This is a genomic window from Breznakibacter xylanolyticus (genome assembly GCF_003254275.1).
GTDB classification, from domain to species: Bacteria; Bacteroidota; Bacteroidia; order Bacteroidales; family Marinilabiliaceae; genus Breznakibacter; species Breznakibacter xylanolyticus.
Map to the genome: position 1 here is coordinate 165,867 of NZ_QKZK01000005.1, position 24,650 is coordinate 190,516.

Genomic DNA, 24,650 nt, shown 5'->3' on the forward strand with positions numbered 1-24,650 from the left:
GATGTTTTAGAGGCTGAAGGGTGAGAATTATCCTTGGGGTTTGAAGATAAACAAACGACTGTCGCCCCATGTTTGCGACGAAAGCTGAATGGCATTGAGCACGGGAGCTTTCACGCCGCGTCCAAACCACTTATCGCCAACATACACATGGGCTTCGTCCCACAAGCCGGCATCAATAAAGCGTTGCAGGGTGGCTGCCCCACCCTCCACAATGAGCGACTGAATACCCATGGCGGCCAGCTGGCGCAGCAGTGTGGTGAGAAAATGCTGGTTGAAATCGATGGTCAGGACTCTGATGTTTTCGGAAGAGGCGACTTTTTTGGCAGTCACCAGCAGGGTGGGATGCCGATGGTCGAACAGGTTGAGCGATGGCGGCAGGGAGGCTTCACGGTCGATGACCACACGCAGGGGCTGATTCCCGACCCAATGGCGCACGGTGAGTGAGGGATTGTCTTTGAGTGCCGTTCGGTAGCCCACCAGAATGGCCTGTTCGCGGGCACGCATGCGATGCACCTCGCGCAGGGCTTGCGAATTGGTGATCCAGGTGGGTTCGCCCCAGTGGGTGGAGGTTCGCTCGATGTCCATCAACCCGTCGAGTGTTTGCGCCCACTTGAGCATCACAAAGGGACGCTTCTTCTCAAAAAAGGTGAAAAAGCGGCGATTGATGTAGCGGCATTCATCTTCGAGCACCCCCACGGTAACGCTCACGCCGGCCTGTTGCAACATGGCCACACCACGCCCGGCCACCTCCGAAAAGCTGTCGATGCAACCCACCACCACGCGGGGTATTTTTTTTTCGATGATGAGGAGCGAGCAGGGCGGCGTTTTGCCAAAATGGGCACAGGGTTCAAGGCTCACATAAATGGTCGATTCACGCAGCAGGGCAGCATCTTTAACACTGTTGATGGCATTGACTTCGGCATGTGCCTCACCGGCCTTGCAGTGATAACCTTCGCCAATAATTTTACCCCGGTGCACCACCACGGCACCCACCATGGGATTGGGATAGGTATGCCCCTGACCCATTGCGGCCAGCTGCAGGCATCGCGCCATAAAGCGTTCATCGGTGTGTTGTTGGTTCATAGAAATTGATAGGGAATGATTGAAACGTGAAATTATAAAAAATGTTCAAACCCGCCCACCCCACACGGCGGCTGAAATGAAAAACGCTGCCCCGTGAGAGCAGCGTTTTATATGGTATCAGTTCATTTGAATTACCACTTGGTATTGCGCATGTCGCCCGAATTGGCAAACTCGGTGTGCATGTTGAACGACGACGCCAGGGTGTGCGGCGTGTGGCATTTACCGGCCAACTTCACGTAATCGTACATGAGCTGTTTGTAGTCGGGATGCACACAGTTTTCGATGATGGCCTCGGCACGTTGGCGGGGTGATTTGCCACGCAAGTCGGCCACACCCTGCTCGGTGATGATCACCTTTACTGAGTGTTCGCTGTGGTCGTGGTGGCTCACCAACGGCACGATGGTGGAGATTTTGCCGCCTTTGGCTGTCGAAGGACAAGTAAAGATGGAGAAGAAAGCGTTGCGGGTGAAATCGCCCGATCCGCCCAATCCGTTCATCATTTTGGTTCCCAACACGTGTGTGCTGTTGATGTTACCAAAGATGTCAGCTTCGAGAGCTGTGTTGATGGTAATCAATCCCAAACGGCGCACCAACTCGGGGTTATTTGAGAGCTCCTGTGGACGCAACACAATTTTATCTTTAAAGAAATCCATGTTGGCATAAATGTCGTCCAACACAGGGGTTGATACGGTCAACGAGCAACCGCTCACAAAGCTCACGCGGTTTTCTTTCATCAACTTGATCACGGCATCCTGAATCACCTCGGTGTACATGGTAAAGGCAGGAATGTCTTTGTTGGCGCCCAATGAACCCAACACGGCATTGGCAATGTTGCCCACGCCCGACTGAATGGGCAGGAATTCTTTAGGAAGGGTGCCGTTTTTAATTTGTTCCACGAGGAAGTTGGCCACGTTGTCGCCAATTTTGGCTGTGGTTTCGTCAACGGGAGCGAAGCCACCCACCTGGTCAGGAGCGTTGGTTTCAACAATACCCACAATTTTCTTAGGATCGACCTTCAACAATGGGCTTCCTGCACGGTCACGCACGGTATAAACGGGAATTTCGCGACGGTAAGGAGGATCCAACGGCTCGTAAATATCGTGAAGTCCCTTGAGTGCTTTAGGGTGACGGCTGTTAAGCTCGATGATAATTTGATCGGCCAGCTTGGCAATGGTGGGGGTAATGCCCACGCCCGATGTCAGCAGAATTTCGCCTTCGTCGGTCACATCGGCCGCTTCGATGACCGCAATTTTCACTTTACCCAAAAAGCCATAACGCAATTCCTGAGCAATTTGCGACAAGTGCATATCAAAATATTGCGTCTCACCACAGTTGAGAGATTCTTTCAAATCGTTGTTTGACTGATAAGGAGTCCGGAACGAAATGGCATTGGCACGAGCCAACTCACCATCGAGTGAGTCGCCGGTTGAAGCACCGGTTACCACCCCAATTTTAAAGGCATGCCCTTTTGCATGCTCCTCGCGTGCTTTGGCCGCGATGGCACCCGGTACCACTTTGGGCGCACCGGCAGGGGTGAATCCACTAAATCCAACAATGTCTCCGTGATTAATAAACGTGGCGGCCTCCTGGGCTGTCATCAACTTATACCGCATAGTTTTAATATTTTGATTGTACGCAATTTGTTTGTTTTGCGTCGCAAAAGTATAACTTTTTAATCAGTCTGACCGATTAAAAAAGATGGTTTAAAAACATATCTGCCCGATTTCACAACAATTCACAAATGGGCAAAAACGGCCGCACATTCTGACAAAATCCACATTTATGAAACCATCGTGCCCATCCACAACTATTTTTGTGTAATTTAGGAACTTAACTATTCTCCGATCCTCATGAAACTTCTGCGTTTACACACATTTGTTGTTGTTTGCCTGATGCTTACCGGCACGGCCTTTGCCCAGTCGGGCTCAGGGCTGAAGGGCAAACGCAGCAGCAAGCGGGAGATTCAAAAACGCCAGCAGGAAGCAGATCAAAAAGAAGCCGAACAGACCCCTTTTGCACCATCGGAGCAAAGCGGGCGTGAAACGGCTCAGGTGCGCGACGACTTGCGGTGGCCAGCCGAATCGGGCAACACAGTGTATCAACACGCGGGCAACCTCAGCGTGATGGCGCCTGCCCGATATGGCATCCTCGATGGTTTGGAAGCCGAGTCGTATTTGGGCTTAGCCAGATGGGTACCCAACCTGTTTGTGAAAAAACGATGGCGGCAGGGGCGATGGTACGTGGCCAGTCGGCATGGCATTTACTCGGCCACGCCGGGATATCGGTATTATCAATCAGAAGGCAACACCGTGTATGCCCAACCCGATGACGCCATTCCCATGATACTTTCTACCAAAAACCAGCTCATCGTAAGCCGGGTGTATCGCGATTACCTGGGATGCAGGGGGCGCCAACCTTACCTCATCATCTCGGGTGGCATCGGAGTTGACTTTGGCGTACCATTGGGTGATAACGATTTGCAAGAAACCAACAAACACTTTTTGGCCAACCGTAGCATCGCCCTGACCGGTAACGACTACCTGGCTCACCTGTTTGTGCGAGCCGATTACCAATATTCACCGGCCTGGGTTTTCAGCGGGAGCCTCAAATACTTCAGGGGCAACTTCACCGGACACAATGCCTTTGAACAACACCTGGCCGCCGAGGGATTTGTGTCCGACAACCTCTCGTTTACTTTTGGAATTCAATTTTCAGAAGCAGCTTACAACACCCCCAACCCCATTGGCATTGCCCCCATGCTGGACATCTGCTGGTACCTGGGCACCAAAAAAGCACGTGACATGGGGCTTTATGATCAAAACTTTAAAATGACAAAATATAAAACCCATAAAAACAAGAAGCTCAACCGCGATACAAACCGACGGCGATACCAAAAATAGCTTCTGATTGGCACTAAAAACCGGGCAATAATGTCATTTTGTCAATGAGAAATCTCCCAAATCGGCAATTTTGTCACAAAAATTCGACTGGCACATGGCTTGATAAAGAATGTCCAAACAATCAAAAATTCACAACATTAATTGGAGGACATAACCATGACATTTGTAAAATTCACCCCCGCGATGCCCGATTTGTTCAACATCATGAACAATGCTTTTGACCGTTCGCCTTTGCTAAACTGCCACAGCATTCCGGCATCAAACATTTACGAAGACGAAAACGGGTTTACCATTGAAATGGCCGTTCCCGGATTCAAAAAAGAAAACTTTAAGATTGAAGTGGACAACCACCGCCTGACCATTTCGGCCGAAGCTGCCCAACCCGAAGGCGACACTCGCAAAGTGCATCGCCGGGAGTTTCAGGCACAAAGCTTTTCAAAAACCTTCACGCTTTCTGAAAAAACCGTGGATGAAAGCAAAATTGATGCCTCATACGAAAACGGCGTCCTTACACTAATGATAGCCAAACGCGAAGAAGCCAAACCCCAACCGGCTCGCATGATTGCCATTTCATAATCACATCTTCAATTAAACATCAAAGGCTGACCTGTGAGGGTCAGCCTTTGATGTTATAATGAACACTGTTAGTCAAACTTCAAGCAAACAGGGCTCTTTACCTCAAGCTGATGACCTGTGGGAGACAATAATCCGGTGTGAAGGTCGCGTTGCAACACAACAATGTTATCACCATCCTGATTGGCCACCAACAGGAAACGACCTGATGGATCGATGACGAAATTGCGAGGACGGGAAATTCCTTCCAAATAGTGTTGCACTGGTGTTAACTCAAAACTGTTGGCATCGACCGCGAAAGCGACCACAGCGTGGTTTCCCCGGTTAGAGGCATACAGAAAACGGCCATCGGGTGAAAAATGAATGTCGGCAGCCGTGCCGCCATCGCGAAGCGTATCGGGCAACAGTAACACTGTATGGCACAAGTCGGCATACACACCAGTGCTGTCGGGCATCCACACATCGACGGTTTGATGCAGCTCGTTGAGCGTGGCCATTACCTTGCTTGATGGATGAAAGGCAAAATGACGAGGCCCGGAACCGGAAGCTGTGGCTATTTGCGCCACACATCGCACCGTATCGCCATGAGGATTGTAAACCATCATGCGGTCAGTGCCCAAATCGGCCACATACACATACCGTCCGGCCGGATCAACCATTGCCGAATGGGCGTGAGGTTGCTGCTGCCGATCGGCATTAGGCCCGCTGCCCACGTGTTGCACCTGTTGCCCATCGGGTCGGAATTTGCCCAAGCTGTCCGTCTTGATAAAGGTGACGCTTCCGCTCCCGTAGTTCGACACCACCCATGCGCCGGCAGCATATTCACTCACATAACAGGCGCCCTGCCCATTGTAGCGCAATGTGTCGGCCAAAACAAGTTCCCCGTTAGGTTGAACACGATAACTAAAAACATTGGGCGCCACACCACCGCTTTCGCTCACCGCCATCAACCATTGGCCATCGGCCGACAGATTGAGATAACTGGGGTTGGGCAAACGAGCCAACAGGGTGTCAGCCGAAACCATCCCGGTGAGGGTATCGAAACGCGCCATGTAAATGCCCTCGGAACCTGAGCTGGTATAGGTACCAATGTAAAAACGAACAGTGTTGTCGATGGGTTGTGACACGCGACAAGCTGACACGAATAACAAAATCCCAAAAAACACTAATGCATTCAATTTATTCATAGTCATCAGATTTTCAATGATAAAATCACTAAGATATTGAAAAATGTCATTCTCATTCCAAGATAAAAAAAGCGGGACGTCAAAACTCGCGTCCCGCTTTTTATGAGTAAACGATGGAAAATTAAAACTTGTACGTGGTGCTAAACACGAAGCGATTGTTGGTCACCTCCTTTGTGTTCTCGACCTTCAGGGTTTCGGCGTTGATGCTGCCGTATGCCGCAGTCAAACGATTGACCTCCACAGCCAGTTTCAGGTTTTTGATGGTGTAACTGACACGGGGCGAGATGCTGATGAGATGGTCGATGTTAGTTCCAACACCATAAGCAGTCGCGGCTGAAAGGGTTGATTTTTTATCGGCACCTAGGTTTTTAACGTATCCGCCAAAAACACCCACCCGCCATTTGGCATCGAGGTTGTAGCCAAAATCGGTCCACACCGACAGGGTGTTGAGGTTGGTATATTTTCGGCGTCCTGATGCATCCTCACTTTTCACGGCATAACCACCCAGCATGAGGAAATGACTGAGATTCTGACCATATATCCCTTCAACCAGCCAGGCCAGTTTGTCATTTTTGAAACTTGAAAAAAGGTTGAGGTTGTAACTGCCCAAGGAAGCATTGTCCTGCAAGCCGGCCGCTGTTTGCAAACGTGGAACAATGGTTTTGTAGCCGGCCGTACCACCCAGAGTCCAACCTTCAGTGGCGCGAAGCATCAACTGAGCCTGTACATCGGGCATGCCACTTCGGCGAAGGTAAACCGACGAACCGCCATCGGGGCCATGCGAAGCAAAGTCGCGCTGACCGAGGGCTGCCAAGGTTAGCTTCATTTTATCGCTCGGCTTATAAGTGAATCGTACCTGAGGATTCCGGCTCAGCACGTGCACCGGCAAGGCCACATTCCACCCCACGATATCAGGAAAACATTCGGGCACAAACATGGGGTGCCAATATTGTCCAACCAACCACTCGGTTTTATCGTTAGCCAGTTTCAGAAATGCATGGCGCATGCGAATCATGTTCGGAGCGGCATCACTGGTTCCTAAAAAATCGACTTCAACATAAGCCGAAGACTTGTACGAACCAATTTGGGGGCCGGCCACCGAAGCCAACAATCGGGTATGAAAGTTAAGCATGGTCAACTCCGAACGGTCGTTCACGTCGTTACCTTCAGTATCTTTAGCTTCCGGTTTGGGAAAAAGCATTACTTCGCCTTCGCGGGCAGTGGTCGATTGACGACTGTCGTAAATGACTTCGTGATTGATAAAGCCACCAAACGTTACCTTGGGTTTATCGTCGTTTTGGGCAAATACAGGCAGTGTCGAACCTAACAAAGCTGCAAGAACCACACGCGTTAATAATGATTGTGTCATTCGATTGGTAAATTATTGTTTGGGGCAAAAATAAGCCATTAACCGCTAAGATTCCAATAAAACAAGCACCCCCGACATAAAACATTCGTACTGAGAATCTGTTTGTTGGAATGTAAAATGTCGCCAATGATTGAAAAACAAAGCCACAAGCGAAGGAATCACCACCCATTTCTGTCTAAACGCATAAACCAAACATTGGCAAGGTGAACGACATCGACATCATCAACGATATCCTGAAGGGCAACAACCGGAAGTACGAGCTTTTGGTAGATGCTTACCAGCGTCAGGTCATGGCCACTTGCATGGGGTTTGTGCACCATCGCGACGATGCCATGGATCTGACCCAGGAGGTGTTTGTGAAAGCCTATCGTGCCCTGGCGACCTTTCAGGGAAAAGCCTCCTTCGCAACCTGGATTTACCGCATCGCGGTGAATACCTGCCTGGAACATCTTCGCAAAAAAAAGAAAAAGCAAACCCTGTGGCTCTTCGATCAGGGAAACGACCGCATGGAGCCGTCACACACGCAAACACCACAACATGAGGCTGAACAGAACGAACTGCAACAACAATTGCAAAGTGCCATCGACTCATTGCCCGAAAACCAACGCATTGCCTTTGTGCTGAGCAAATATGACGAGTTGCCTCAGGCCGAAATTGCCCGGGTGATGATGATGACCGAAGGAGCCGTGGAATCGTTGCTGCAACGCGCCAAAAAAAACCTTCAAAAAAAATTATCATCCCTGGCGAAGGAATTCTAATCCAGATGTATCTAAACTCATAAACAACGCTGCCATGAACTGCTCAACTTTTCAACAACAAATATGGAACGATGCCTCGCAGCTCGGCTTCGCGGAAAAAAAAGCGTTGACCGAACACCTGAATCATTGTGCCGAATGTAAAGCTATTTCCCATCAGGTAGAAGCAGTGCAACAACTCATCGATTCAGAAAAAAACATCAACACAGACGCCATGATGTCGCAACGCATCATGAATGCCATCTACGCCGAACCCTCGCCCCGCAACATAACTTGGGGTAACCTGAGCTACAAATTGATGGTGGCAGCTTCGGTTGCTGTGGCCATCGCCATCGGGACTTCTCTGCCGATTTTGCTCAACAACAATAGCTCTGAAACGACCACAACCATGAACGAGATGGCCTATCTCGACGACGTGACCCTTGAGGGCCTTGATAGTTGGCTTATTGAACCTTAAAACATCAAATAACATGATTACTGAACGAAAATATAGAATTCTGTTGTGGGCAGTCATTGTGCTGGCTGTCACCAATCTTACCACCATCGGCACGCTGGTGTGGATGCGTTATCGACCCGATTTACCCCGCGACGAACGCCCCATGTACAATCAGAACACCCCACGTGGTGGATGGTTCATGAACGCCCTGGAGTTGAACGACGAACAACAAGCCTCTTTCCAACACCACAGCCGCCAATTTAGGGAAAATGCCCGCCAACTGGCCGAAGAAATGAACACCCTGCGACAGCAAATGATGCAGGAAATGGTGGCACCAACGCCCGATACCGTGCAGCTCAACAAGCTGTCGGAGCAGATCGGACGCAATCACGCCAGACTTAAACAAATGACCTGGAAATATTTCAGCAACCTGCGCAGCAGTTGTCCATCTGACCAGTTACCGGCACTCGAAAACGAATTTCACCGATTTATGAAACACGAAGGGGAAGGTGGCAGACATGGTAAAAACCGTCGTCAGCACAACCGTCAACCTCAAAACCAATAACACATATAAACATTTGATTATGAAAGCACGAAATTTATCTGCCATTCTCGTATCGGGAATGCTGATGCTCGGAACATCTGCCTTTGCACAACAAGGCCAAGGAAAAATGGGTCAAGAAAAAGGATGGAGACAAGGTGAAACAACATGCATGGGTATTCCCAACCTGAGCGCCGACCAACAAACCAAAATCGACGCACTGAAGTTGACCCATCAAAAAGAAATGCTGGTGTTTAAAAACCAAATGGGAGAACTCAAAGCAAAACAACGCACATTAACGACAACTGACAAGGCCGACATAAAAGCCATCAACGCCAACATCGACGAGATCACCAAGTTTAAGAACCAAATGATGAAGAAACAGGCGCAACACCGTCAGGATGTGAGGGCTTTGCTGAATGATGAGCAAAAGATTTGGTTCGACACCCATGCCGGTAAAAAAGGCGGGCACAAAGGCATGGGCATGCACCGTGGCGAAGGGAAAGGCAAAGGAATGCGCGACGGCAATGGTCGTTCTGCGCAATGCATCAATGCTCCTGTTGCACAGTAATTCTTTGTGATTGGTATACAAAAGAGCCGGATTTCATTGATCCGGCTCTTCTGTTCTTATAATTCGATGTCCTGCTGTGGTTCCACAGGGTTCGATGCCTGCAACTCTCGCCAAAGCATGTCCTTCAGCGTGGAAATACCATAACCGTTGATGGACGAAATAAACACGCACGGCACATCGGGCAGTGTGGGCTCAATTTCTAGCATCAGCTCCTCATCGAGCATGTCGCTCTTGGTAATGGCCAAAATGCGGCGTTTGTCGAGCATCTCGGGATTAAACTCTTTGAGTTCGTTAAGCAATATCTGATAATCTTTTTTAATGTCCTTGCTTTCGGCCGGAATCATAAACAGAAGAATAGAGTTTCGTTCGATGTGGCGCAAAAAGCGAATCCCCAATCCTTTGCCCAGATGAGCACCTTCAATGATTCCCGGGATATCGGCCATCACAAACGACTGGTTATCGTGATATCGCACAATGCCCAAATTTGGCACCAGCGTGGTAAAAGCATAATCGGCAATTTCGGGCTTGGCGGCCGACACCACTGACAATAAGGTCGATTTGCCGGCATTGGGGAAACCCACCAAACCCACATCGGCCAATATTTTCAGCTCCATAATGATTTCGAGCTCTGTGCAAGGTTCGCCGGGCTGTGCAAAACGGGGCGCCTGCATGGTGGCCGTCTTAAAATTCCAGTTTCCCAATCCCCCGCGACCACCGGGGGCTAAAATCACTTGTTCACCATCGGCGGTAATTTCAAAAAGAAACTCACCCGTATTGGCATCACGCACCACAGTTCCAAGCGGCACTTCAATAATGTTATCGATGCCATCGGCACCGGTGCTTCGCGAGCGGCTACCCGATTTGCCATCGGTAGCAAACACGTGACGCTGATATTTGAGGTGAATTAACGTCCACAAGTTTCGATTCCCCTTCACAATCACGTGGCCACCCCGGCCACCGTCACCTCCGTCGGGGCCCCCCATGGGTGCAAACTTTTCACGACGGAAATGGGCCGATCCCGCGCCCCCTTTGCCCGAACGGCAATAAATCTTCACATAATCAACAAAATTCGATCCGGCCATTGCTCTGTTTCCTCTGTCTCTGTATTGATAAATAAAAACCACGGCAAAAATAATAAAATGCCGTGGTTTTCAATGCTTTTATTTCAGATGAGCCCGTCGGGGCAGTGCAACCGATTACTGGCGAGCGCTGTCGATGGCGTTGCAAATGGTGTTGAAAATCTCGTCGATTTCGCCCATCCCTTTGATGTCGAGCAGGTTTTTTTCCTTTTGGTAGAATGCCAACACGGGCGACGTTTGGTCTTCGTACACTTTCAGACGTTTCTCGATGGTTTCGAGGTTGTCGTCCGAACGACCCGATGTTTCGCCACGCTTGAGCAAACGAGTGATGAGCTCCTGACGGTCAACGTTGAGGTTAATCACCAAATCAACCTTTTCGCCATGCCCTTTGAGCATCTCCTTAAGCGCAGCAGCCTGATCGGCCGTGCGGGGAAAGCCGTCGAAAATCACACCCGGAATGTTGCGCATCTTCTCCAGTTTCATGTCAATCATGTCGATGATCAAATCGTCGGGTACCAGTTCTCCCTTGTCGATATAACTTTTGGCAATGGCTCCCAGGTGGGTGTGATGACTGATTTCGTAGCGCAACAAATCGCCGGTGGAGATATGGGCAAAACCATATTGGGCAATCATTTTTTCACTTTGAGTACCTTTTCCCGAACCCGGAGGGCCAAAAATTACAATGTTGAACATATTCTGATTTCATTGAGTCAACCGTTTTCGATTGACGGATTAATATTTGGAGTTATCTAAAATCCGCACTTATTTAACCAGCGAATAAATGTCGGGCAAATTACGGCCATAACCGTTGTAATCGAGGCCATAACCGACAATGAATTCGTTGGGGATACTCAAACCGACGTAATCGAGGGTGACATCGCGTTTGCAGGCATCAGGCTTAAAGAGCAGTGTGGCCACTTTTACCTCGCGTGGCCCCATGCCATTGAGTTGCTTCACCAGGTTATCGATGGTGACGCCGGTATCCACAATGTCCTCGAGCAGAACCACGGTGCGTCCCACGATGTCTTCGGTAAGACCAATGAGTTCCTTTACCTGTCCGGTGGTTTGAGTCCCTTGGTATGAAGCCAGTTTCACAAAGCTGACCTGACAAGGGGTGGTGAACTTTTTCATCACATCGGCAGCAAACATAAAAGAACCGTTGAGAATGCAAATCATCAATGGATTTTTATCTTTCAAGTCCCGATCCATTTCATCGGCCATGCGGTAAATGGCTTTTTGAATCTCAGTAGAAGTAATAGAAAGTTCAAACGTCTTATCGCCCAGCTGTATCGATCGCATGCCGTGGTCTTTTGATTTTAATAATTTTGCAAAAATAGAAAAAGATTACAGATTGTTCCACCCACATTGACCCGGGGTAGCAATTATTTGACAGGCAGCACCAATTCATGGGCGAATGCATCTGATTGAAACGGTTTAATACAAGCATTTTACCATCGGTAACCTTTGATGGGGGTGCATCTTTGTTTCAAACTCTTTATATTAGCCTTGATTTTTCACCGTCTTTATGCCCAACACGTGGAACCAACAGCGTCTTCTGAGGGTCAATTGTATCAAAATAAATCATTATGCAACAAGTTGTCATCATCGTGGCCGGTGGAAGCGGTTCCCGAATGGGCAGCCAAATTCCCAAACAGTTTCTCAATGTGGGTGGGCGTCCCATTTTGATGGCCACCATCGAGACTTTTTATCAATACAACTCCGAGATGCTGCAAATTGTGGTGCTGCCGGCCTCGCAAATGGAGCTTTGGAAAGGATTGTGCGACAGCTACAAGTTTACCATCCCACACCAGGTGACTGCCGGAGGTGAAACCCGATTTCACAGTGTAAAGAATGGTCTGGCAATGGTAAAAGGCGATGCAGTGGTGGGCATTCACGATGGGGTGCGCCCCTTAGTGTCGCACGAAACCCTGGATCGTTGTTACAGCGGTGCTCTTGAAAACGGCAATGCCATCCCGGCGCTGCCGCTCACCGAATCCATTAGACGCGTCAACGGGCAAACAAACAGTGCCGAGGATCGTAACGCCTTTGTGTCGGTGCAGACGCCACAGGTATTCCGCTCCGAGCAACTGACCACGGCTTACGATGTCCCCTTTAGTGCCCTGTTTACCGACGATGCCAGCGTGGTGGAACATGCCGGCTTTGCCATCAACCTGGTGGTAGGTAACCACGAAAACATCAAAATCACCACCCCTCTGGATCTGAAAATTGCCGAATTGCTTATGAAAACACCCAAACCCTGAACTTTCGGGTTTGACGAAGTGTTCATTACAATAAACATCAACACATGCTCCATACTTCTCCCTCAGGCCGTCTCAAAATTGTGTGCGACGATAAAGTGAAATACCTCAAAGGCGTACTGGAACCTTTTGCCGAGGTGACTTACCTGCCCGGTAGTCGCATCAGCGCCCAAGACGTGAAAGATGCCCACGCCTTGCTGGTGCGCACCCGCACCAACTGCAACGCGCAATTGCTGCAAGGCTCGTCGGTGAAATTCATTGGCACGGCCACCATCGGGTTCGACCACATCGACACCGAGTGGGTGCAACAACAGGGCATCACCTGGACCAATGCCCCGGGCTGCAACTCCGGGTCTGTAAAACAATATATAGCCGCTCTGCTGGCGCTACTCACCACCGAGAAAGGCATTGACCTGAAAGGGAAAACGCTGGGCATTGTTGGCGTGGGCAATGTAGGCCGCAAAGTAGCGCGGGTAGCGGCGGCCTTTGGCATGAAGGTGCTTCAAAATGACCCACCAAGGGAACGCGCCGGGGAGTCCGGTTTTGTGTCGTTCAACGATTTGTTAAAGCAGAGTGACATCGTCACCTTTCACGTGCCATACATCAAAACGGGTATCGACCAAACCTTTCACCTCTTCAACACGCAAACGCTCGACGTCATCAAACCAGGCGCCATTCTTATCAACACCTCTCGTGGCGAAGTCACAGCCACCGATGCCGTACTCGAAGGTCTGAACCGTGGTATTCTCTCTGAGGCTGTGCTTGATGTGTGGGAAAACGAACCCAACATCAGCCTGCCGTTGCTCAACAGATGTTTCATTGCCACCCCGCACATCGCCGGCTATTCGGTAGACGGCAAAGCCATGGGGTCGGCCATGACCATCAGAGCCTTGGCGAAATACTTTGGCATACCGCTCACCGACTGGTACCCGTCATCATTGCCACAGCCCGAAACGCCCCTGCTAACCCTGAGTCGGGCACATGCTACCACCCAACAGGCATTGGCCGAACTGGTGTTGAAAACCTATCCCCTCCGCCGCGACGATGCCGACCTGCGTGGTGACACGAGCCGTTTTGAGGAGTTGCGGGGCAGTTATCCCGTACGCCGCGAGTTTGGGGCGTACCAACTTGGGGGAGACCATCTCACACCTGAAATCGTGGAGGCTTGGAAGGGTTTGGTAGAGCCCCAGCCTTGAGGCTGGGGTTGAGCGACAGGCATCATATCTGCCTCAAAAAAGTGTCAGTTGAGGATTCATGGGCTGTTCAAAAGGCGGCACCTGCATGCCTAAGCCATGATGTCGGCATCGCTCCTTCGCCACCTTCATTAACGAAGCGTGAGAGGGTGAAAGTGCCTGGTAACTGTTTCCAAATAGCTGTATGTACCGTTCCCTAATGCCGGGGAAATGCGTATCCAATTTCTGAAAAAAATAATCGCGCTGCACATCGCGAAGGGTGACGCCCATGTAAGGCAGGATGTACGCCGCTCCGCACTGCGCCGCCCGGTCGATGATGGCCGTGACGTTCTGCTCGGTGTCGTTGATAAAGGGCAGGATAGGCATGAGGGTGATGCCGGCACGGATGCCGGCCTGTGAGAGTTGTTGCACTGCCTCAAAGCGGGCTGACGACGGCGGTGCGCCGGGTTCAACGAGGCGCGACAAAGCATCGTCGGCACAGGTGATGGTGACCGACACGGTGGCATATACCTTCGAAATGGTGGCCAACAGGTCGATGTCGCGCACCACCAGGTCGCTTTTGGTGATGATGTGTACGCCAAACCGTTGCCGGACAATGACCTCGAGTGCCCGACGGGTCAGCTGCTCGCGCGCCTCGACGGGCATGTAAGGATCGTGCATGCTCCCAAAACCGATGGATCCTTTTTTGCGTTTCGATTTCAACTCCTTCTCAAGCATGACAATGGCATTTTCCTTAGCCCGAATGTGCAACAAATCGCCTATGCCATAGCATTCGCTGCGCGTGTCGCAGTAAATGCAGTTGTGGCTGCAACCCCGGTACAGATTCATGTTGTAGTTGAGCGATAACAGGTTTCGCTCGTCCTGCTTCACCGTGGCCACTATTTGTTTGGCGGAAATGGTTGATATCATAAAAAGGAAAATGCATAGCCGCCAGCTTTTGCCGGCGGACATAAAGTTAAATCATTCCATCAACACCCACCTGCACCAGGGTCACATTCCTTTGGGGATGCTCCCAATCCATTTGTATGTAAAGTTCGCGCGAGATGCCTGATAGTTTTAGGTTTTGTTGCATGGCAGCGCCAATGAGCGACTGGTAAGCCGCGCACAAATCGGGCCAGGGGCCGTAATGCAACTGCTGAAGAGATGCAAAGGGCGGCATCTCACGGCGCGTGTAACGGGTGGGGGCATCGGCAGTGCCAAGCACCGGTTGGGCAATGGTGAGGTGAAAGCGCGTGTCGGGGCGACCGTCGGCACCCTCGTACACCCAGTAAACAGGGCCGGCCAGATCGAGCCCCGAGGCCAGCGCATCGGCGGCCAAATCGCGCGCCACATGACCCACGTGTTGATTAAGGTCGGATAGCGTGGTGTCGGTTTCGAACACCAACGCCGAAAACGGATGGTTGTGAATGATTTGCATCGTTTAATTATTTAAGTTCGATGCAAAGCTAGGGGGCGATGGTGACAACAGTATGTCAACAGGGGTTGAAAAAAATTCAAAAACATCGGCAAGCCATCAACCGATCCATCTCATCTTTCACCGTTTGTGAGTCGATGTGGGTGATGCCATCGAGGAACATCATCAGCCAGCGAGCCATCCAACCCTCATCGGCAGTGACGAACAGCATCGACACCTGGTCGCCCTCGGGCACTGACTCTATGAAACCGTAATACTGGGCGGCACTCTCCATGGCGATGGCTGTGCGCGAGGTGACGGTGAGACGCACGGGGCGCAGTTCGCCCTTTTGAGTGAGCGAAAGGAAGTAGTCCTTGAGCGACATTTGTCGTTGCAACAATGCGGGACGATTGGTATTGTTAAGGCTGACGATGCGGTCGAGGCGAAAATCGCGATAGTCGTTGCGCAGTTGGCACCAGGCAATCAGATGCCAGTGCATGCTGTAATAACAAAGGCCAATGGGCTCGACCTCGCGCTGCTGCGGGGGCTGATGGTTGTAAAAAGCATCGTACGAAAGCATCAGTGTTTCGTGCCGGGCCAGGGCTTGCCGGATGGGCGTGAGGTGACAGGGCGGCGTCTCCAGGCCATTGGTCGGGCGAGGGTACACCTCGACGGTGGCATCGAGATGCGCCACCATGTCGCGGGTGGGAGCGGGGAGCACAGCCCTGATTTTATCGAACACCGAGGCGAAGCCCGCCACCGACGACACATCGGAGAGACGTGTCACCATCTTCTCGGCCAGCAACAGCGTGGCAGCCTCGTCGGGAGTGAACATCACCGGGGGCAGGTGATACCCTTCGACCAGAGAGTAGCCTTTGCCCGGTTCGGCGCACAGGGGAATGCCGGCCTGCTCGAGCGTGCCCAGGTCGCGGTAAATGGTGCGCAGGCTTACGCCAAAACGTTGCGCCAGCTCGCCCGCCGTGGTCACCCGGCGCGACTGCAATACGATCAGGATAGAAGCAACACGGTCAAAACGGTTCATGCATCTGGGGTTTGAAGAGCCCCTCCCGGCCTCCCCAAAGGGGAGGAGAGAGGAACAAAGGGATTGTGTAGGGCAAAGTTGTGAAATAAATGGGAAGAGGGTTTCATCAGAAAATTTTTAGTATTCAATTATGGTCACCTCCCTTGTGGCAAAAGAAGGAGGGAGCTTTGCTATTTAGATTGTTTCAATTTGCTTAATTAATGTTAATTCCGTTTTTTTGTGGCGGTATTAAAAAAACCTCTAAAAAAATTGATTTATGAAGACAATTAAAATGTTTGGTTTGTTGCTGATGGCAACTTTGGTATTTGCTTCTTGTAGTAAAGATGATGATGATGATGCGGCTAGCATCGCTGGTACTACCTGGGAAAGTTCTTATGTGAAATTTCAGTATGGCAATGCGATAACTGAATATAAAAACGTTGCTGAAATAAAAGAAGAAGACGAATATCAAAAATTTACTTTGAAGGCTGATGGAACTGTCGTTTCTGATACAAATGAAGAAATTGGCAAATGGACACAATCAGGAAGTAAAGTGACTTTTATTGATGAGGATAAGGATGAGTATGAATATTCTTTAAGTGGTAATACGCTTACTTATTCTGTTTCTACAACTGTTGAAGGAACAATAATTGCGAGTACCGTGAAATTCACAAAGATTTAAGAAAACAAATCCATCCCCAAAAAGCTGCCTGAGATGAACTCAGGCAGCTTTTTTTGATTCTGTCCAATATACAAGCATCATTAAATCACGCACGCAATATCTCTATCGTACTTCTATTAATTAAAGTGAGGTAGTGTTTATGGAATTTTTTTAAACAAACCCTTTGTTGTAAAATAAATATTTATAACTTCATCCTCCGAAACGCCAACCGAGGGTTATATGAAAAGCAAACGATTCATAAACAGGTTACACCCACTTTAACCCGGGGAGGCAATCACATTCATAATAACACGTTTTTATAAACCCATACTATTAACAACTAAATTTTAAGAATTATGGCTATTACTTATGTCATTGCCCAAAGAGGCAATCCCCTCAAACCTGAGGCACCCAAAAAATTTTATGCGCAGGCCAAGAGCCGCGATGAGCTCACATTTCGCAAGTTGAGCAAAGAAATTGCCGAAGGCTCCACCACGGTGAGTGACACCGACGTGATGGCCGTGCTCAACGACCTGACCAAGGTGCTGAGACGTCATTTGAGTAACGGCGAAATTGTTCGCTTTGGTGACTTTGGATCCTTTCAAATTACGCTCAACAGCGAAGGCGCCGACACCGAGGAGAAATTCAATGCCTCGCTCATTAAAGGTGGCAAGGTGACCTTTCGTCCGGGCGTCGATTTAAAAGAGATGCTTGCCAACCTTAAATACGAGAAGATAAAGTAAGCTGAATGAACCCTTTTCGGCCCGATGGTAAAAGGCGATACTGTAAATTTTAAAAGCCCGCCGCCTTTTTAAAAAAGCTGATACTACAAATTTTAAAAGCTGCCCGCCTTTTTACCAAAAGCCGGGCAGCTTTTGTACAAAAGCCCGCCGCCTTTTACCCAAAAGGCGGCGGGCTTTTTGATTCATCCTGTATGGATGTTGCTAAAACCGAACGCCCGCATCAATAAACATCAATAAAACATAAGGTTATATCACAAACCAACCAAGTCAGGTCCCATCTGTTAATTTTTTGACATCATCAGAGTAACATAAATCCCATACAAGGTGATAAGAGTTACGACTGAAAAGCTATTTTTGCATCTGTTTAATAACAACCTCAAAAAAAACAAATGATGAAGACAATTAAAATGTTTGGTTTGTTGCTGATGGCAACCCTTGTATTTGCTTCTTGCAGTAAGGATGATGATGATGATGCAGCTGATGTAGCGGGAACGAAATGGGAAACCACCTATTTTTACAGCTATACTAAAGAAGGAGAATATGAAGATACTGATGAGTACAAAACCCCTACAGAATTAAAAAATGAAGGAGAATACGAAATCATTGAATTTAAATCGAATAAGGATTTCTACATCGACAATGAAAAATTAGGTACCTGGTCTCAAGCGGGAAGCACCATTTCAGTGACCATCGTTTACGAAGGAGAAACGATTAAAAAGAGCTTTCAAATCAGCGGTAACTCCATTACTTTTAATAGAGACGACAGCAACAAAGACACGGTTTATACTGAAACAGTTATCTATACCAAAATGAATTAACCCGCGCCGGGACTACCAATAAAAAAGACGCAAAGCCAATGATACAAAGGCTTTGCGTCTTTTTTTGCGCTTTAAAATCCAGATGATTATCAATAAAAAACAATAACTTCCCACCCCAACAAAAAACCATTGCTGACAACATACGAAATACTTAATGTGTAGAAATGCTTTTTGTATCTTTGAGCAAAACAATTGAATATGAAAGCGCAAACACAAATAATAGACGGTTATTGGGGATTATTAAGCAATCTAAATCCTGATTTGAAATTAAAACTGATAGAAAGACTTTCAAAGTCAATACATCAGGATTTAACCGCAAGAAGGAACAAATTTGAAAAGTCATTTGGAGCATGGAAAGATTCGAAAGACGCGGAAGAAATAATCAGTGAAATTAGAAACGCTAGGAATTTTAACCGAGAAATTGAATCATTTTGAAAAGCTATCTTATAGATACAAATATCTGTATCTATTATATCAAAGGAAAATTCAACTTAAAGGAGAAGTTCAACTCCATTCCAAAATCGAATAGATTTATTTCGGAAATTACCTTAGCTGAATTGAAGTATGGGGTAAAAAACAGCCAGAATCCTGATAAAAATCAAATTGCATTAGAGGATTTTCTTTCTGGAGTTCAAATACTCCCTATATTTAACTCCTTAGATTTATATGCCACAGAGAAGGCGAGATTGCGAAAAAGCGGCCAAATTATTGACGATTTTGATTTGCTGATAGGAGTCTCAGCCATTTCAAATGACCTGATACTTGTGACGAATAATGAGTCACATTTTGGACGCATCAATGAGATTAAAATTGAGAATTGGACAAAAACGCTCTAGGCATTACAAAGACGCAAAGCCAATGATTCAAAGGCTTTGCGTCTTTTTTATGTCCATGCTTGAGAGAAGCATCAGGTCTAATAAAAAACCATCATTCCTCACGCCTCGTGCCAATCGCCGTTTTCTTTGATGAGGTCGATGAGTTCCTCGAGGGCGTTTTCGGCGGGCACGTTGCGTTTGATGAGTTGCTGTTGCTTAAACAGCGACACCTTGCCCGGGCCGGCACCCACGTAGCCGTAGTCGGCATCAGCCATCTCGCCAATGCCATTGACAATGCAGCCCATGATGCCAATTTTGAGTTCCTTGAGGTGGGAGGTGCGCGCCTTTATTTTGGCCGTCACCGTTTGCAGGTCAAAGAGGGTGCGACCGCATCCGGGGCACGAGATGTATTCGGTTTTAGAGAAGCGCACGCGCGAAGCCTGCAAAATGCCAAAGGCCGTTGAGAGCACCGTGTGATGGGGCAGGGCAGGGGCTTGCAGCACGATGCCGTCGGCCAGGCCGTCGAGAAAGAGGATGCCGGTGTCGGCACCCGCCATCAGTTGCAGGGCTTCGGCGGTGGCAACGGGGTAGCTTCGTTCCACAATCACGGGCAAGGCAATGCCCTGTTGCACCAACTTCAGGATGAGCGCCCGTTGCTCGGCCATGCCGTTGGGGTGCGAGGTGTGTACCAGCACAATGGTTTGGGTCGATGCCTTGAGACGTTCTATGATGGCCGGGGTGAGCTGCGGGTAGCTGATGCGCAGCACGTGAGGACGCGACAGGTCGGCTTGGTCAAAAACATCGGGCTCGTACATGGGCATCGCATCGGGATGCTGAGCGGCAACCGGCGCGGGCGCCATCACCTTCACGCCCTTGCTGAGCCAGGTGTCGATGTCGGCCGCGTGGTCGCAGATGACCACGTCGGGCATCAGCGCCGCATCCACATCGGCACCACTGCCCCTGAACATCACCACCGGCAAATGGTTGCCACCCATGCCGGCCACGGGGTGTGACTGCCGACGGTGGTAAGCATAGGGGGTAAACGCGACCTCGCCCTCGAAGGGAATGGCAGGCGATGCAGCACGCTGCTCGATGTAGCCCACCAACTGACGGGCCACGGGAATCTCCAACTCGGGGTCTTCGGTAAGGCTCACGCGAATGGTGTCGCCAATGCCATCGGCCAGCAGCGCGCCAATGCCCACGGCCGATTTGATGCGACCGTCCTCGCCGTTGCCTGCCTCGGTCACACCCAGGTGCAGCGGGTAATGCATCTGCTCGCGTGCCATGGTGTGAACCAGCAGCCGCACGGTGTGCACCATCACGCGGGTGTTGCTCGACTTGATGCTGAGCACCACGCGGTGAAAATCCTGTTCGCGGCAAATGCGCAGGTACTCCATGCACGATTCCACCATGCCCTCGGGCGTGTCGCCATAGCGGCTCATGATGCGGTCGGAGAGCGACCCGTGGTTGGTGCCAATGCGAATGGCCGTGTCGTGCTGCTTGCAGATGTTGAGAAAGGGAATAAACTTATCGCGAATGGCGCGGATGCCCTCCTGCCAGGCCTCGTCGGAGGTGTCGATGGTCTCCTGCAATTTGGCGCCATCGGCAAAGTTGCCGGGGTTGATGCGCACCTTTTCGATGAGCGAAGCGGCGATGAGGGCGGCCGCGGGATTAAAGTGGATGTCGGCCACCAGCGGCGTGTCGCAGCTCATGCGGCGCAATCCGTCGCGTATCTCCTCCAGGTTGGCGGCTTCACGCTGGTTGGGCGTGGTGATGCGCACCAGCTCGCCCCCTTCATTCACAATTTTGAGGGCTTGATGAATGGTGGCTTCGGTGTCCATGGTGTTGGTGGTGGTCATCGATTGCAGGCGAATGGGGTATTCACCCCCGATGACGAGGTTGCCCACCCGCACCTCGGTGGTGGGGCGGCGATGATAAGCAAAGAGGTTTTGGCAGTATGGCATGGGGGTGGTTTTGAGCCCCTCCCGACCTCCCCATGGGGAGGAGAAAGAAGCATTCATAATAACTTTGACTCACAAATCAATGTTGCGTATTGAAGAAAAGAAGACGTGAGACGAAGAGACAGTTGATGAGCGATGATATTTAGATCTCCCTTCTTCATCTCTTAAGTCTAATCATCTTCTTATCACTCATTCGAGCAATGCTAACTAAACAACATTGATTCAACTATTTCAGTTTTTTATCCAGTTCGGCTTTGATGAGCTCCGTCCAGATGGCATATCCTTCGGCATTGAAGTGCAACTGATCGGCCATGAACAGTTCCTTGCGGGGCTGCTTAAAGTTGTCGAGATAGCGGTGCGAGGTGGCAATGAACTCCACACCCTTCTTGCGATTGCAGAACTTGGCCACACGCAGGTTGGCATCCTTGGTCTGCGACCACACCTTCCACCGCGATGGGGTAGGGGTGATCTCGACAAAAAAAATGGGTTCGCTTTTATGATGCTTACGCACCTGCTTCACCAGCTTTTGAAACGATTTATGCACCTCTTTGGGTTTACGATCCGAGTTGCCGCCGTTGATGTCGTTGGCCACAAACACCACCACGGCACGGAACCGATGTTCGGGGGTGATGATGCGATGCAAATAATGGTTGAGGTCGGTGAATTTGGCACCGCCGTACCCCCGTTGTATCACGGGGTAGGGTTGCATGTCGGCATCGATGCTCTTCCAAAGCCGGATGCTCGAGCTGCCCACGAAAAGGATGGCATTGGGGTCGTAAGTGCGCGTGGCATCCAATTGCTCGAAGGCTCGGATGTCGGGTTCCCACTTCAAAATGTCATTTTGGGCATAAGCACCCAGGGTAGCCACCAACAGCAACATGACGGTGAGCCATTGGGTAAGATGTTTGTGTGTCATGATATTATTAAATTCAATCTTTTTTAACACTGAGACGCAAAGACACAGAGATTGATATCATGATCCAATGCTTACAGACTTCACATATTCTCATTTTATCATCAACATCATTCATTTATTTAAAGATGAGTGAAAATCATGATCAACTCCGCGCCTTTGCGCGTTTGCGTTTTCACGGTCTCAAACAAAAACCAAAATCAATGATGGTCTCGGCAATAGGCTTCAAATTTGAAAAAAATTTCCTCATCAACCGTCCAAAAACTGCATCTTTGTAACGGTTGACAATCAAAAGACGCGAATGTTCAACAGCATCAAGCGTTCACGGTGTTAAAAACGACAAATATATATGGAAGTTGGTATTCTCAGGGACATTGTCATCATCTTCGGGCTCAGCACGTTCGTGAACTTCATATTTACCCGTTTAAAGATTCCCACCATCATCGGTTACCTCTTTACCGGGGTGATTGTGGGTCCCAAACTGCTGGGATGGCTAGGTTCGGCACACGACATTGAGCTGATTGCCGAAATTGGCGTGGTGCTGTTGATGTTCTCCATCGGCATGGAATATTCGCTCAATCACCTGCTCAAAATCAGGCGAACGGTCATTCTGGGCGGTTTCTTGCAGTTGGCGCTCACCACGGCATTTATCATGCTGGTAGCTCATTGGTACGAACTCAACTGGACAGCTTCGCTCTTTATCGGCTTCATGACAGCACTTAGCAGCACGGCTGTGGTGCTCAAAATATTGCAGGAACGGTCGGAACTCTCATCCAACTATGGCCGCACGGTAGTAGGCATCCTCATTTTTCAGGACATCATCATCATTCCGCTCATGCTCTTTACCCCGTTGCTGGGCGATGCTCCGGCCGATGTGTCGGGACAGTTCATTTGGCTGTTGATCAAAGCGGTGGTGATCATTGCCTTTGTTTACTCGGCCAACAAATGGCTGGTTCCGTGGCTGCTGCACGTCATTGCCCTCACGCGCAATCAGGAACTCTTTTTTATGAGCGTGCTACTCATATGTCTGGCGGTGGCCATGCTCACCCACGAAATGGGCATGTCGCTGGCCTTTGGCGCCTTTCTGGGGGGGCTGATGATTTCGGGTTCCACCTACAGTCACAACGCCTTTGGGAATATCATCCCGTTTAAAGACACCTTCACCAGCTTTTTCTTTGTCTCCATTGGCATGTTGCTCGATGTGCCATTTGTGCTCAACCACATAGGCATTGTGCTCATCACGGTGGTGTTGGTGTGGGTCATTAAAGTCATGTGGGCCGGATTCACGGCATTTGTGCTGGGGCACACTTTTCGGGGAACAGTGATGGTGGGCATCGCCCTGGGGCAGGTGGGCGAGTTCTCATTCATCCTGGCCAAGCTGGGCATCGACTACAAGGTGATTGACACCTACCATTATCAACTGTTTTTGGCCGTAGCGGTTATCACCATGGCCATGTCGCCTTTTACCATTAAAATAGCCAAGCCGCTGGCCAACCGTCTGCTTCGCCTCAACCTGCCACCCACGTTGGTCAACGGCTTGTTCCCGCTCAAAGAGATGGAAGTGCCCGAACTGTCGCGCCACCTGGTGCTCATCGGCAAAGATTCACGCGCCCTCAACCTGTCGGTGATGGCCAAGCACATGAAACTGCCTTACCTCTCTATCATCTTCGACCCCGAGATTGTGCGCAAACGCCAGCTCAAGGGCGAAATGGTGATTTATGGCGATGCCCAAAACGAGCCCATCCTCGAAAAAGCTCACATCGATACGGCCGAAGTGGTGGTGGTTTCCATCGGCGACTTGATTACTGCCATGGCTGTGGTCGACAAAGTGCGGCACATGAACAAGAAAGCATTCATCATTGTCCGCGCCAAAAAGGTCGACGACATCGAAAACCTTTACGCCCTGGGGGCCGACCAGGTCATCCCCGAGGAATTTGAGACCTCCATCGACTTGTTTGAGCGCATTATGAAAAAATACCTGGTGCCCAACTCCAAAATTGTGAGCACCATCGCCAAAATTCGCGACCACCACTACGGCATCTTCATGGATAAGAACCACTACAAAACGGTGTCGCTCATTCGCGATGTGCCCAACATCGACGTGGTGGCCATCAAGGTTCCCAACCATTCGCCGCTGGCCGGTAAAACGCTGGCCGAAATGTCGTTCCGACAAACCTTTGGTGTCAACCTGGCATCTATTCGCCGCAAAAACGACATCATCGATCACATTGGCCCCGACACCAAACTACTGGCCGGCGATGTGTGCTACGTGCTGGGCAAACCCGAAAACACCGCCATCGCCATCGAAATGATTGAATCGTGCAGTATGGAAGGCACCGAACAGGAGGAAACGGAGGTGGTGCATGAGGAGTAACGCATT

26 protein-coding genes are annotated in these 24,650 nt (G+C 49.8%); 14 read left to right on the plus strand and 12 right to left on the minus strand.

Features of this window, described 5'->3' with window-relative positions; genetic code table 11:
* Positions 1–27: 27 nt before the first annotated feature.
* Both ribD and LX69_RS04590 read right to left on the minus strand, forming a co-directional pair.
* The gene (gene ribD / locus LX69_RS04585) at positions 28–1,083 is read right to left on the minus strand and encodes a bifunctional diaminohydroxyphosphoribosylaminopyrimidine deaminase/5-amino-6-(5-phosphoribosylamino)uracil reductase RibD (protein WP_111444646.1); all 1,056 of its coding nucleotides are present in this window, start codon (positions 1,081–1,083) and stop codon (positions 28–30) included.
* Positions 1,084–1,214: 131 nt separating this feature from the next.
* A complete protein-coding gene (locus LX69_RS04590) occupies positions 1,215–2,696 on the minus strand; it encodes an acetyl-CoA hydrolase/transferase family protein (protein WP_111444647.1) in 1,482 nt (493 codons plus the stop codon).
* Between the two features lie 237 nt (positions 2,697–2,933).
* Here LX69_RS04590 and LX69_RS04595 point away from each other — a divergent pair, with 237 nt between their 5' ends.
* Both LX69_RS04595 and LX69_RS04600 read left to right on the plus strand, forming a co-directional pair.
* Positions 2,934–3,983: a hypothetical protein gene (locus LX69_RS04595; protein WP_111444648.1), complete on the plus strand. Its 1,050-nt coding sequence runs from the start codon at positions 2,934–2,936 to the stop codon at positions 3,981–3,983.
* Positions 3,984–4,139: 156 nt separating this feature from the next.
* Positions 4,140–4,559 (plus strand): Hsp20/alpha crystallin family protein, encoded by a 420-nt coding sequence (locus LX69_RS04600; RefSeq protein ID WP_111444649.1) that lies wholly within the window; start codon positions 4,140–4,142, stop codon positions 4,557–4,559.
* Between the two features lie 68 nt (positions 4,560–4,627).
* Here LX69_RS04600 and LX69_RS04605 read toward each other — a convergent pair whose 3' ends face one another.
* Both LX69_RS04605 and LX69_RS04610 read right to left on the minus strand, forming a co-directional pair.
* On the minus strand, positions 4,628–5,743 hold the full coding sequence (locus LX69_RS04605) for a lactonase family protein (protein WP_170124238.1): 1,116 nt from the start codon (positions 5,741–5,743) through the stop codon (positions 4,628–4,630).
* Between the two features lie 121 nt (positions 5,744–5,864).
* Positions 5,865–7,112 carry a hypothetical protein gene (locus LX69_RS04610; RefSeq protein WP_111444651.1) on the minus strand — a complete coding sequence of 416 codons (1,248 nt, stop codon included), beginning with the start codon at positions 7,110–7,112 and terminating at the stop codon, positions 5,865–5,867.
* 203 nt (positions 7,113–7,315) lie between these two features.
* On the opposite strand from LX69_RS04610, the gene LX69_RS04615 reads away from it, so the two are divergent.
* Genes LX69_RS04615 through LX69_RS04630 form a run of 4 tightly spaced genes read left to right on the plus strand, consistent with a single transcriptional unit; the run spans position 7,316 to position 9,415 of the window.
* Positions 7,316–7,870 (plus strand): RNA polymerase sigma factor, encoded by a 555-nt coding sequence (locus LX69_RS04615; protein ID WP_111444652.1) that lies wholly within the window; start codon positions 7,316–7,318, stop codon positions 7,868–7,870.
* A 34-nt stretch (positions 7,871–7,904) separates the two neighbouring features.
* Positions 7,905–8,324, plus strand: coding sequence for a hypothetical protein (locus LX69_RS04620; RefSeq protein ID WP_111444653.1), 420 nt, complete (start codon positions 7,905–7,907; stop codon positions 8,322–8,324).
* 13 nt (positions 8,325–8,337) lie between these two features.
* Positions 8,338–8,868: a periplasmic heavy metal sensor gene (locus tag LX69_RS04625; RefSeq protein WP_111444654.1), complete on the plus strand. Its 531-nt coding sequence runs from the start codon at positions 8,338–8,340 to the stop codon at positions 8,866–8,868.
* A 19-nt stretch (positions 8,869–8,887) separates the two neighbouring features.
* A complete protein-coding gene (locus LX69_RS04630; RefSeq protein WP_170124239.1) occupies positions 8,888–9,415 on the plus strand; it encodes a Spy/CpxP family protein refolding chaperone in 528 nt (175 codons plus the stop codon).
* Between the two features lie 56 nt (positions 9,416–9,471).
* Here LX69_RS04630 and obgE read toward each other — a convergent pair whose 3' ends face one another.
* The 3 genes from obgE to hpt form a co-directional block, all read right to left on the minus strand.
* Complete coding sequence (gene obgE, locus LX69_RS04635) at positions 9,472–10,497, minus strand: GTPase ObgE (protein WP_111444656.1); 1,026 nt, start codon at positions 10,495–10,497, stop codon at positions 9,472–9,474.
* 114 nt (positions 10,498–10,611) lie between these two features.
* Positions 10,612–11,187 (minus strand): adenylate kinase, encoded by a 576-nt coding sequence (locus LX69_RS04640; protein ID WP_111444657.1) that lies wholly within the window; start codon positions 11,185–11,187, stop codon positions 10,612–10,614.
* A gap of 69 nt (positions 11,188–11,256) precedes the next feature.
* The gene (gene hpt / locus LX69_RS04645) at positions 11,257–11,793 is read right to left on the minus strand and encodes a hypoxanthine phosphoribosyltransferase (protein WP_111444658.1); all 537 of its coding nucleotides are present in this window, start codon (positions 11,791–11,793) and stop codon (positions 11,257–11,259) included.
* Positions 11,794–12,080: 287 nt separating this feature from the next.
* Here hpt and LX69_RS04650 point away from each other — a divergent pair, with 287 nt between their 5' ends.
* Positions 12,081–12,755, plus strand: a complete 675-nt coding sequence (locus tag LX69_RS04650) for a 2-C-methyl-D-erythritol 4-phosphate cytidylyltransferase (protein WP_111444659.1) — start codon at positions 12,081–12,083, stop codon at positions 12,753–12,755.
* Between the two features lie 44 nt (positions 12,756–12,799).
* Positions 12,800–13,948, plus strand: a complete 1,149-nt coding sequence (locus tag LX69_RS04655) for a 4-phosphoerythronate dehydrogenase (protein ID WP_111444660.1) — start codon at positions 12,800–12,802, stop codon at positions 13,946–13,948.
* 33 nt (positions 13,949–13,981) lie between these two features.
* On the opposite strand, the gene LX69_RS04660 is transcribed toward LX69_RS04655, so the two are convergent.
* The 3 genes from LX69_RS04660 to LX69_RS04670 all read right to left on the minus strand — a co-directional run bounded on the left by LX69_RS04660 (position 13,982) and on the right by LX69_RS04670 (position 16,380).
* Positions 13,982–14,854 carry an SPL family radical SAM protein gene (locus tag LX69_RS04660; protein WP_221621274.1) on the minus strand — a complete coding sequence of 291 codons (873 nt, stop codon included), beginning with the start codon at positions 14,852–14,854 and terminating at the stop codon, positions 13,982–13,984.
* A gap of 46 nt (positions 14,855–14,900) precedes the next feature.
* Complete coding sequence (locus tag LX69_RS04665) at positions 14,901–15,362, minus strand: hypothetical protein (protein WP_111444662.1); 462 nt, start codon at positions 15,360–15,362, stop codon at positions 14,901–14,903.
* Between the two features lie 76 nt (positions 15,363–15,438).
* A complete protein-coding gene (locus LX69_RS04670; RefSeq protein WP_111444663.1) occupies positions 15,439–16,380 on the minus strand; it encodes a helix-turn-helix transcriptional regulator in 942 nt (313 codons plus the stop codon).
* Between the two features lie 256 nt (positions 16,381–16,636).
* Here LX69_RS04670 and LX69_RS04675 point away from each other — a divergent pair, with 256 nt between their 5' ends.
* The 5 genes from LX69_RS04675 to vapC all read left to right on the plus strand — a co-directional run bounded on the left by LX69_RS04675 (position 16,637) and on the right by vapC (position 19,417).
* A complete protein-coding gene (locus LX69_RS04675) occupies positions 16,637–17,041 on the plus strand; it encodes a hypothetical protein (RefSeq protein WP_111444664.1) in 405 nt (134 codons plus the stop codon).
* Between the two features lie 335 nt (positions 17,042–17,376).
* Positions 17,377–17,763, plus strand: a complete 387-nt coding sequence (locus LX69_RS04680) for an HU family DNA-binding protein (protein ID WP_111444665.1) — start codon at positions 17,377–17,379, stop codon at positions 17,761–17,763.
* Between the two features lie 392 nt (positions 17,764–18,155).
* Positions 18,156–18,581, plus strand: a complete 426-nt coding sequence (locus LX69_RS04685; RefSeq protein ID WP_111444666.1) for a hypothetical protein — start codon at positions 18,156–18,158, stop codon at positions 18,579–18,581.
* 198 nt (positions 18,582–18,779) lie between these two features.
* Positions 18,780–19,016 carry a hypothetical protein gene (locus tag LX69_RS04690; RefSeq protein ID WP_111444667.1) on the plus strand — a complete coding sequence of 79 codons (237 nt, stop codon included), beginning with the start codon at positions 18,780–18,782 and terminating at the stop codon, positions 19,014–19,016.
* On the plus strand, positions 19,013–19,417 hold the full coding sequence (gene vapC / locus LX69_RS04695; protein ID WP_111444668.1) for a type II toxin-antitoxin system tRNA(fMet)-specific endonuclease VapC: 405 nt from the start codon (positions 19,013–19,015) through the stop codon (positions 19,415–19,417). The genes LX69_RS04690 and vapC overlap by 4 nt, the downstream gene beginning before the upstream one ends.
* A 98-nt stretch (positions 19,418–19,515) precedes the next feature.
* Here the strand turns inward: vapC and ispG are convergent, their stop codons facing one another.
* A complete protein-coding gene (gene ispG / locus LX69_RS04700) occupies positions 19,516–21,360 on the minus strand; it encodes a (E)-4-hydroxy-3-methylbut-2-enyl-diphosphate synthase (protein ID WP_111444669.1) in 1,845 nt (614 codons plus the stop codon).
* A 223-nt stretch (positions 21,361–21,583) separates the two neighbouring features.
* Positions 21,584–22,273 (minus strand): GDSL-type esterase/lipase family protein, encoded by a 690-nt coding sequence (locus LX69_RS04705; protein ID WP_111444670.1) that lies wholly within the window; start codon positions 22,271–22,273, stop codon positions 21,584–21,586.
* A gap of 346 nt (positions 22,274–22,619) precedes the next feature.
* Here LX69_RS04705 and LX69_RS04710 point away from each other — a divergent pair, with 346 nt between their 5' ends.
* The gene (locus tag LX69_RS04710) at positions 22,620–24,644 is read left to right on the plus strand and encodes a cation:proton antiporter domain-containing protein (protein WP_111444671.1); all 2,025 of its coding nucleotides are present in this window, start codon (positions 22,620–22,622) and stop codon (positions 24,642–24,644) included.
* The last annotated feature ends 6 nt before the right edge of the window (positions 24,645–24,650 follow it).

Excerpts from the sequence above, each read along its gene's own strand:
- LX69_RS04610 (WP_111444651.1), bottom strand. The coding sequence starts at position 7,112 with ATGACACAATCATTATTAACGCGTGTGGTTCTTGCAGCTTTGTTAGGT.
- LX69_RS04595 (WP_111444648.1), top strand. The coding sequence starts at position 2,934 with ATGAAACTTCTGCGTTTACACACATTTGTTGTTGTTTGCCTGATGCTT.
- LX69_RS04665 (WP_111444662.1), bottom strand. The coding sequence starts at position 15,362 with ATGCAAATCATTCACAACCATCCGTTTTCGGCGTTGGTGTTCGAAACC.
- LX69_RS04630 (WP_170124239.1), top strand. The coding sequence starts at position 8,888 with ATGAAAGCACGAAATTTATCTGCCATTCTCGTATCGGGAATGCTGATG.
- LX69_RS04590 (WP_111444647.1), bottom strand. The coding sequence starts at position 2,696 with ATGCGGTATAAGTTGATGACAGCCCAGGAGGCCGCCACGTTTATTAAT.
- LX69_RS04705 (WP_111444670.1), bottom strand. The coding sequence starts at position 22,273 with ATGACACACAAACATCTTACCCAATGGCTCACCGTCATGTTGCTGTTG.
- LX69_RS04650 (WP_111444659.1), top strand. The coding sequence starts at position 12,081 with ATGCAACAAGTTGTCATCATCGTGGCCGGTGGAAGCGGTTCCCGAATG.
- LX69_RS04605 (WP_170124238.1), bottom strand. The coding sequence starts at position 5,743 with ATGAATAAATTGAATGCATTAGTGTTTTTTGGGATTTTGTTATTCGTG.
- LX69_RS04710 (WP_111444671.1), top strand. The coding sequence starts at position 22,620 with ATGGAAGTTGGTATTCTCAGGGACATTGTCATCATCTTCGGGCTCAGC.
- LX69_RS04640 (WP_111444657.1), bottom strand. The coding sequence starts at position 11,187 with ATGTTCAACATTGTAATTTTTGGCCCTCCGGGTTCGGGAAAAGGTACT.
- LX69_RS04660 (WP_221621274.1), bottom strand. The coding sequence starts at position 14,854 with ATGATATCAACCATTTCCGCCAAACAAATAGTGGCCACGGTGAAGCAG.
- hpt (WP_111444658.1), bottom strand. The coding sequence starts at position 11,793 with ATGCGATCGATACAGCTGGGCGATAAGACGTTTGAACTTTCTATTACT.
- ribD (WP_111444646.1), bottom strand. The coding sequence starts at position 1,083 with ATGAACCAACAACACACCGATGAACGCTTTATGGCGCGATGCCTGCAG.
- LX69_RS04655 (WP_111444660.1), top strand. The coding sequence starts at position 12,800 with ATGCTCCATACTTCTCCCTCAGGCCGTCTCAAAATTGTGTGCGACGAT.
- LX69_RS04625 (WP_111444654.1), top strand. The coding sequence starts at position 8,338 with ATGATTACTGAACGAAAATATAGAATTCTGTTGTGGGCAGTCATTGTG.
- LX69_RS04675 (WP_111444664.1), top strand. The coding sequence starts at position 16,637 with ATGAAGACAATTAAAATGTTTGGTTTGTTGCTGATGGCAACTTTGGTA.
- LX69_RS04620 (WP_111444653.1), top strand. The coding sequence starts at position 7,905 with ATGAACTGCTCAACTTTTCAACAACAAATATGGAACGATGCCTCGCAG.
- ispG (WP_111444669.1), bottom strand. The coding sequence starts at position 21,360 with ATGCCATACTGCCAAAACCTCTTTGCTTATCATCGCCGCCCCACCACC.
- LX69_RS04690 (WP_111444667.1), top strand. The coding sequence starts at position 18,780 with ATGAAAGCGCAAACACAAATAATAGACGGTTATTGGGGATTATTAAGC.
- LX69_RS04685 (WP_111444666.1), top strand. The coding sequence starts at position 18,156 with ATGAAGACAATTAAAATGTTTGGTTTGTTGCTGATGGCAACCCTTGTA.
- LX69_RS04670 (WP_111444663.1), bottom strand. The coding sequence starts at position 16,380 with ATGAACCGTTTTGACCGTGTTGCTTCTATCCTGATCGTATTGCAGTCG.
- LX69_RS04680 (WP_111444665.1), top strand. The coding sequence starts at position 17,377 with ATGGCTATTACTTATGTCATTGCCCAAAGAGGCAATCCCCTCAAACCT.
- obgE (WP_111444656.1), bottom strand. The coding sequence starts at position 10,497 with ATGGCCGGATCGAATTTTGTTGATTATGTGAAGATTTATTGCCGTTCG.
- LX69_RS04600 (WP_111444649.1), top strand. The coding sequence starts at position 4,140 with ATGACATTTGTAAAATTCACCCCCGCGATGCCCGATTTGTTCAACATC.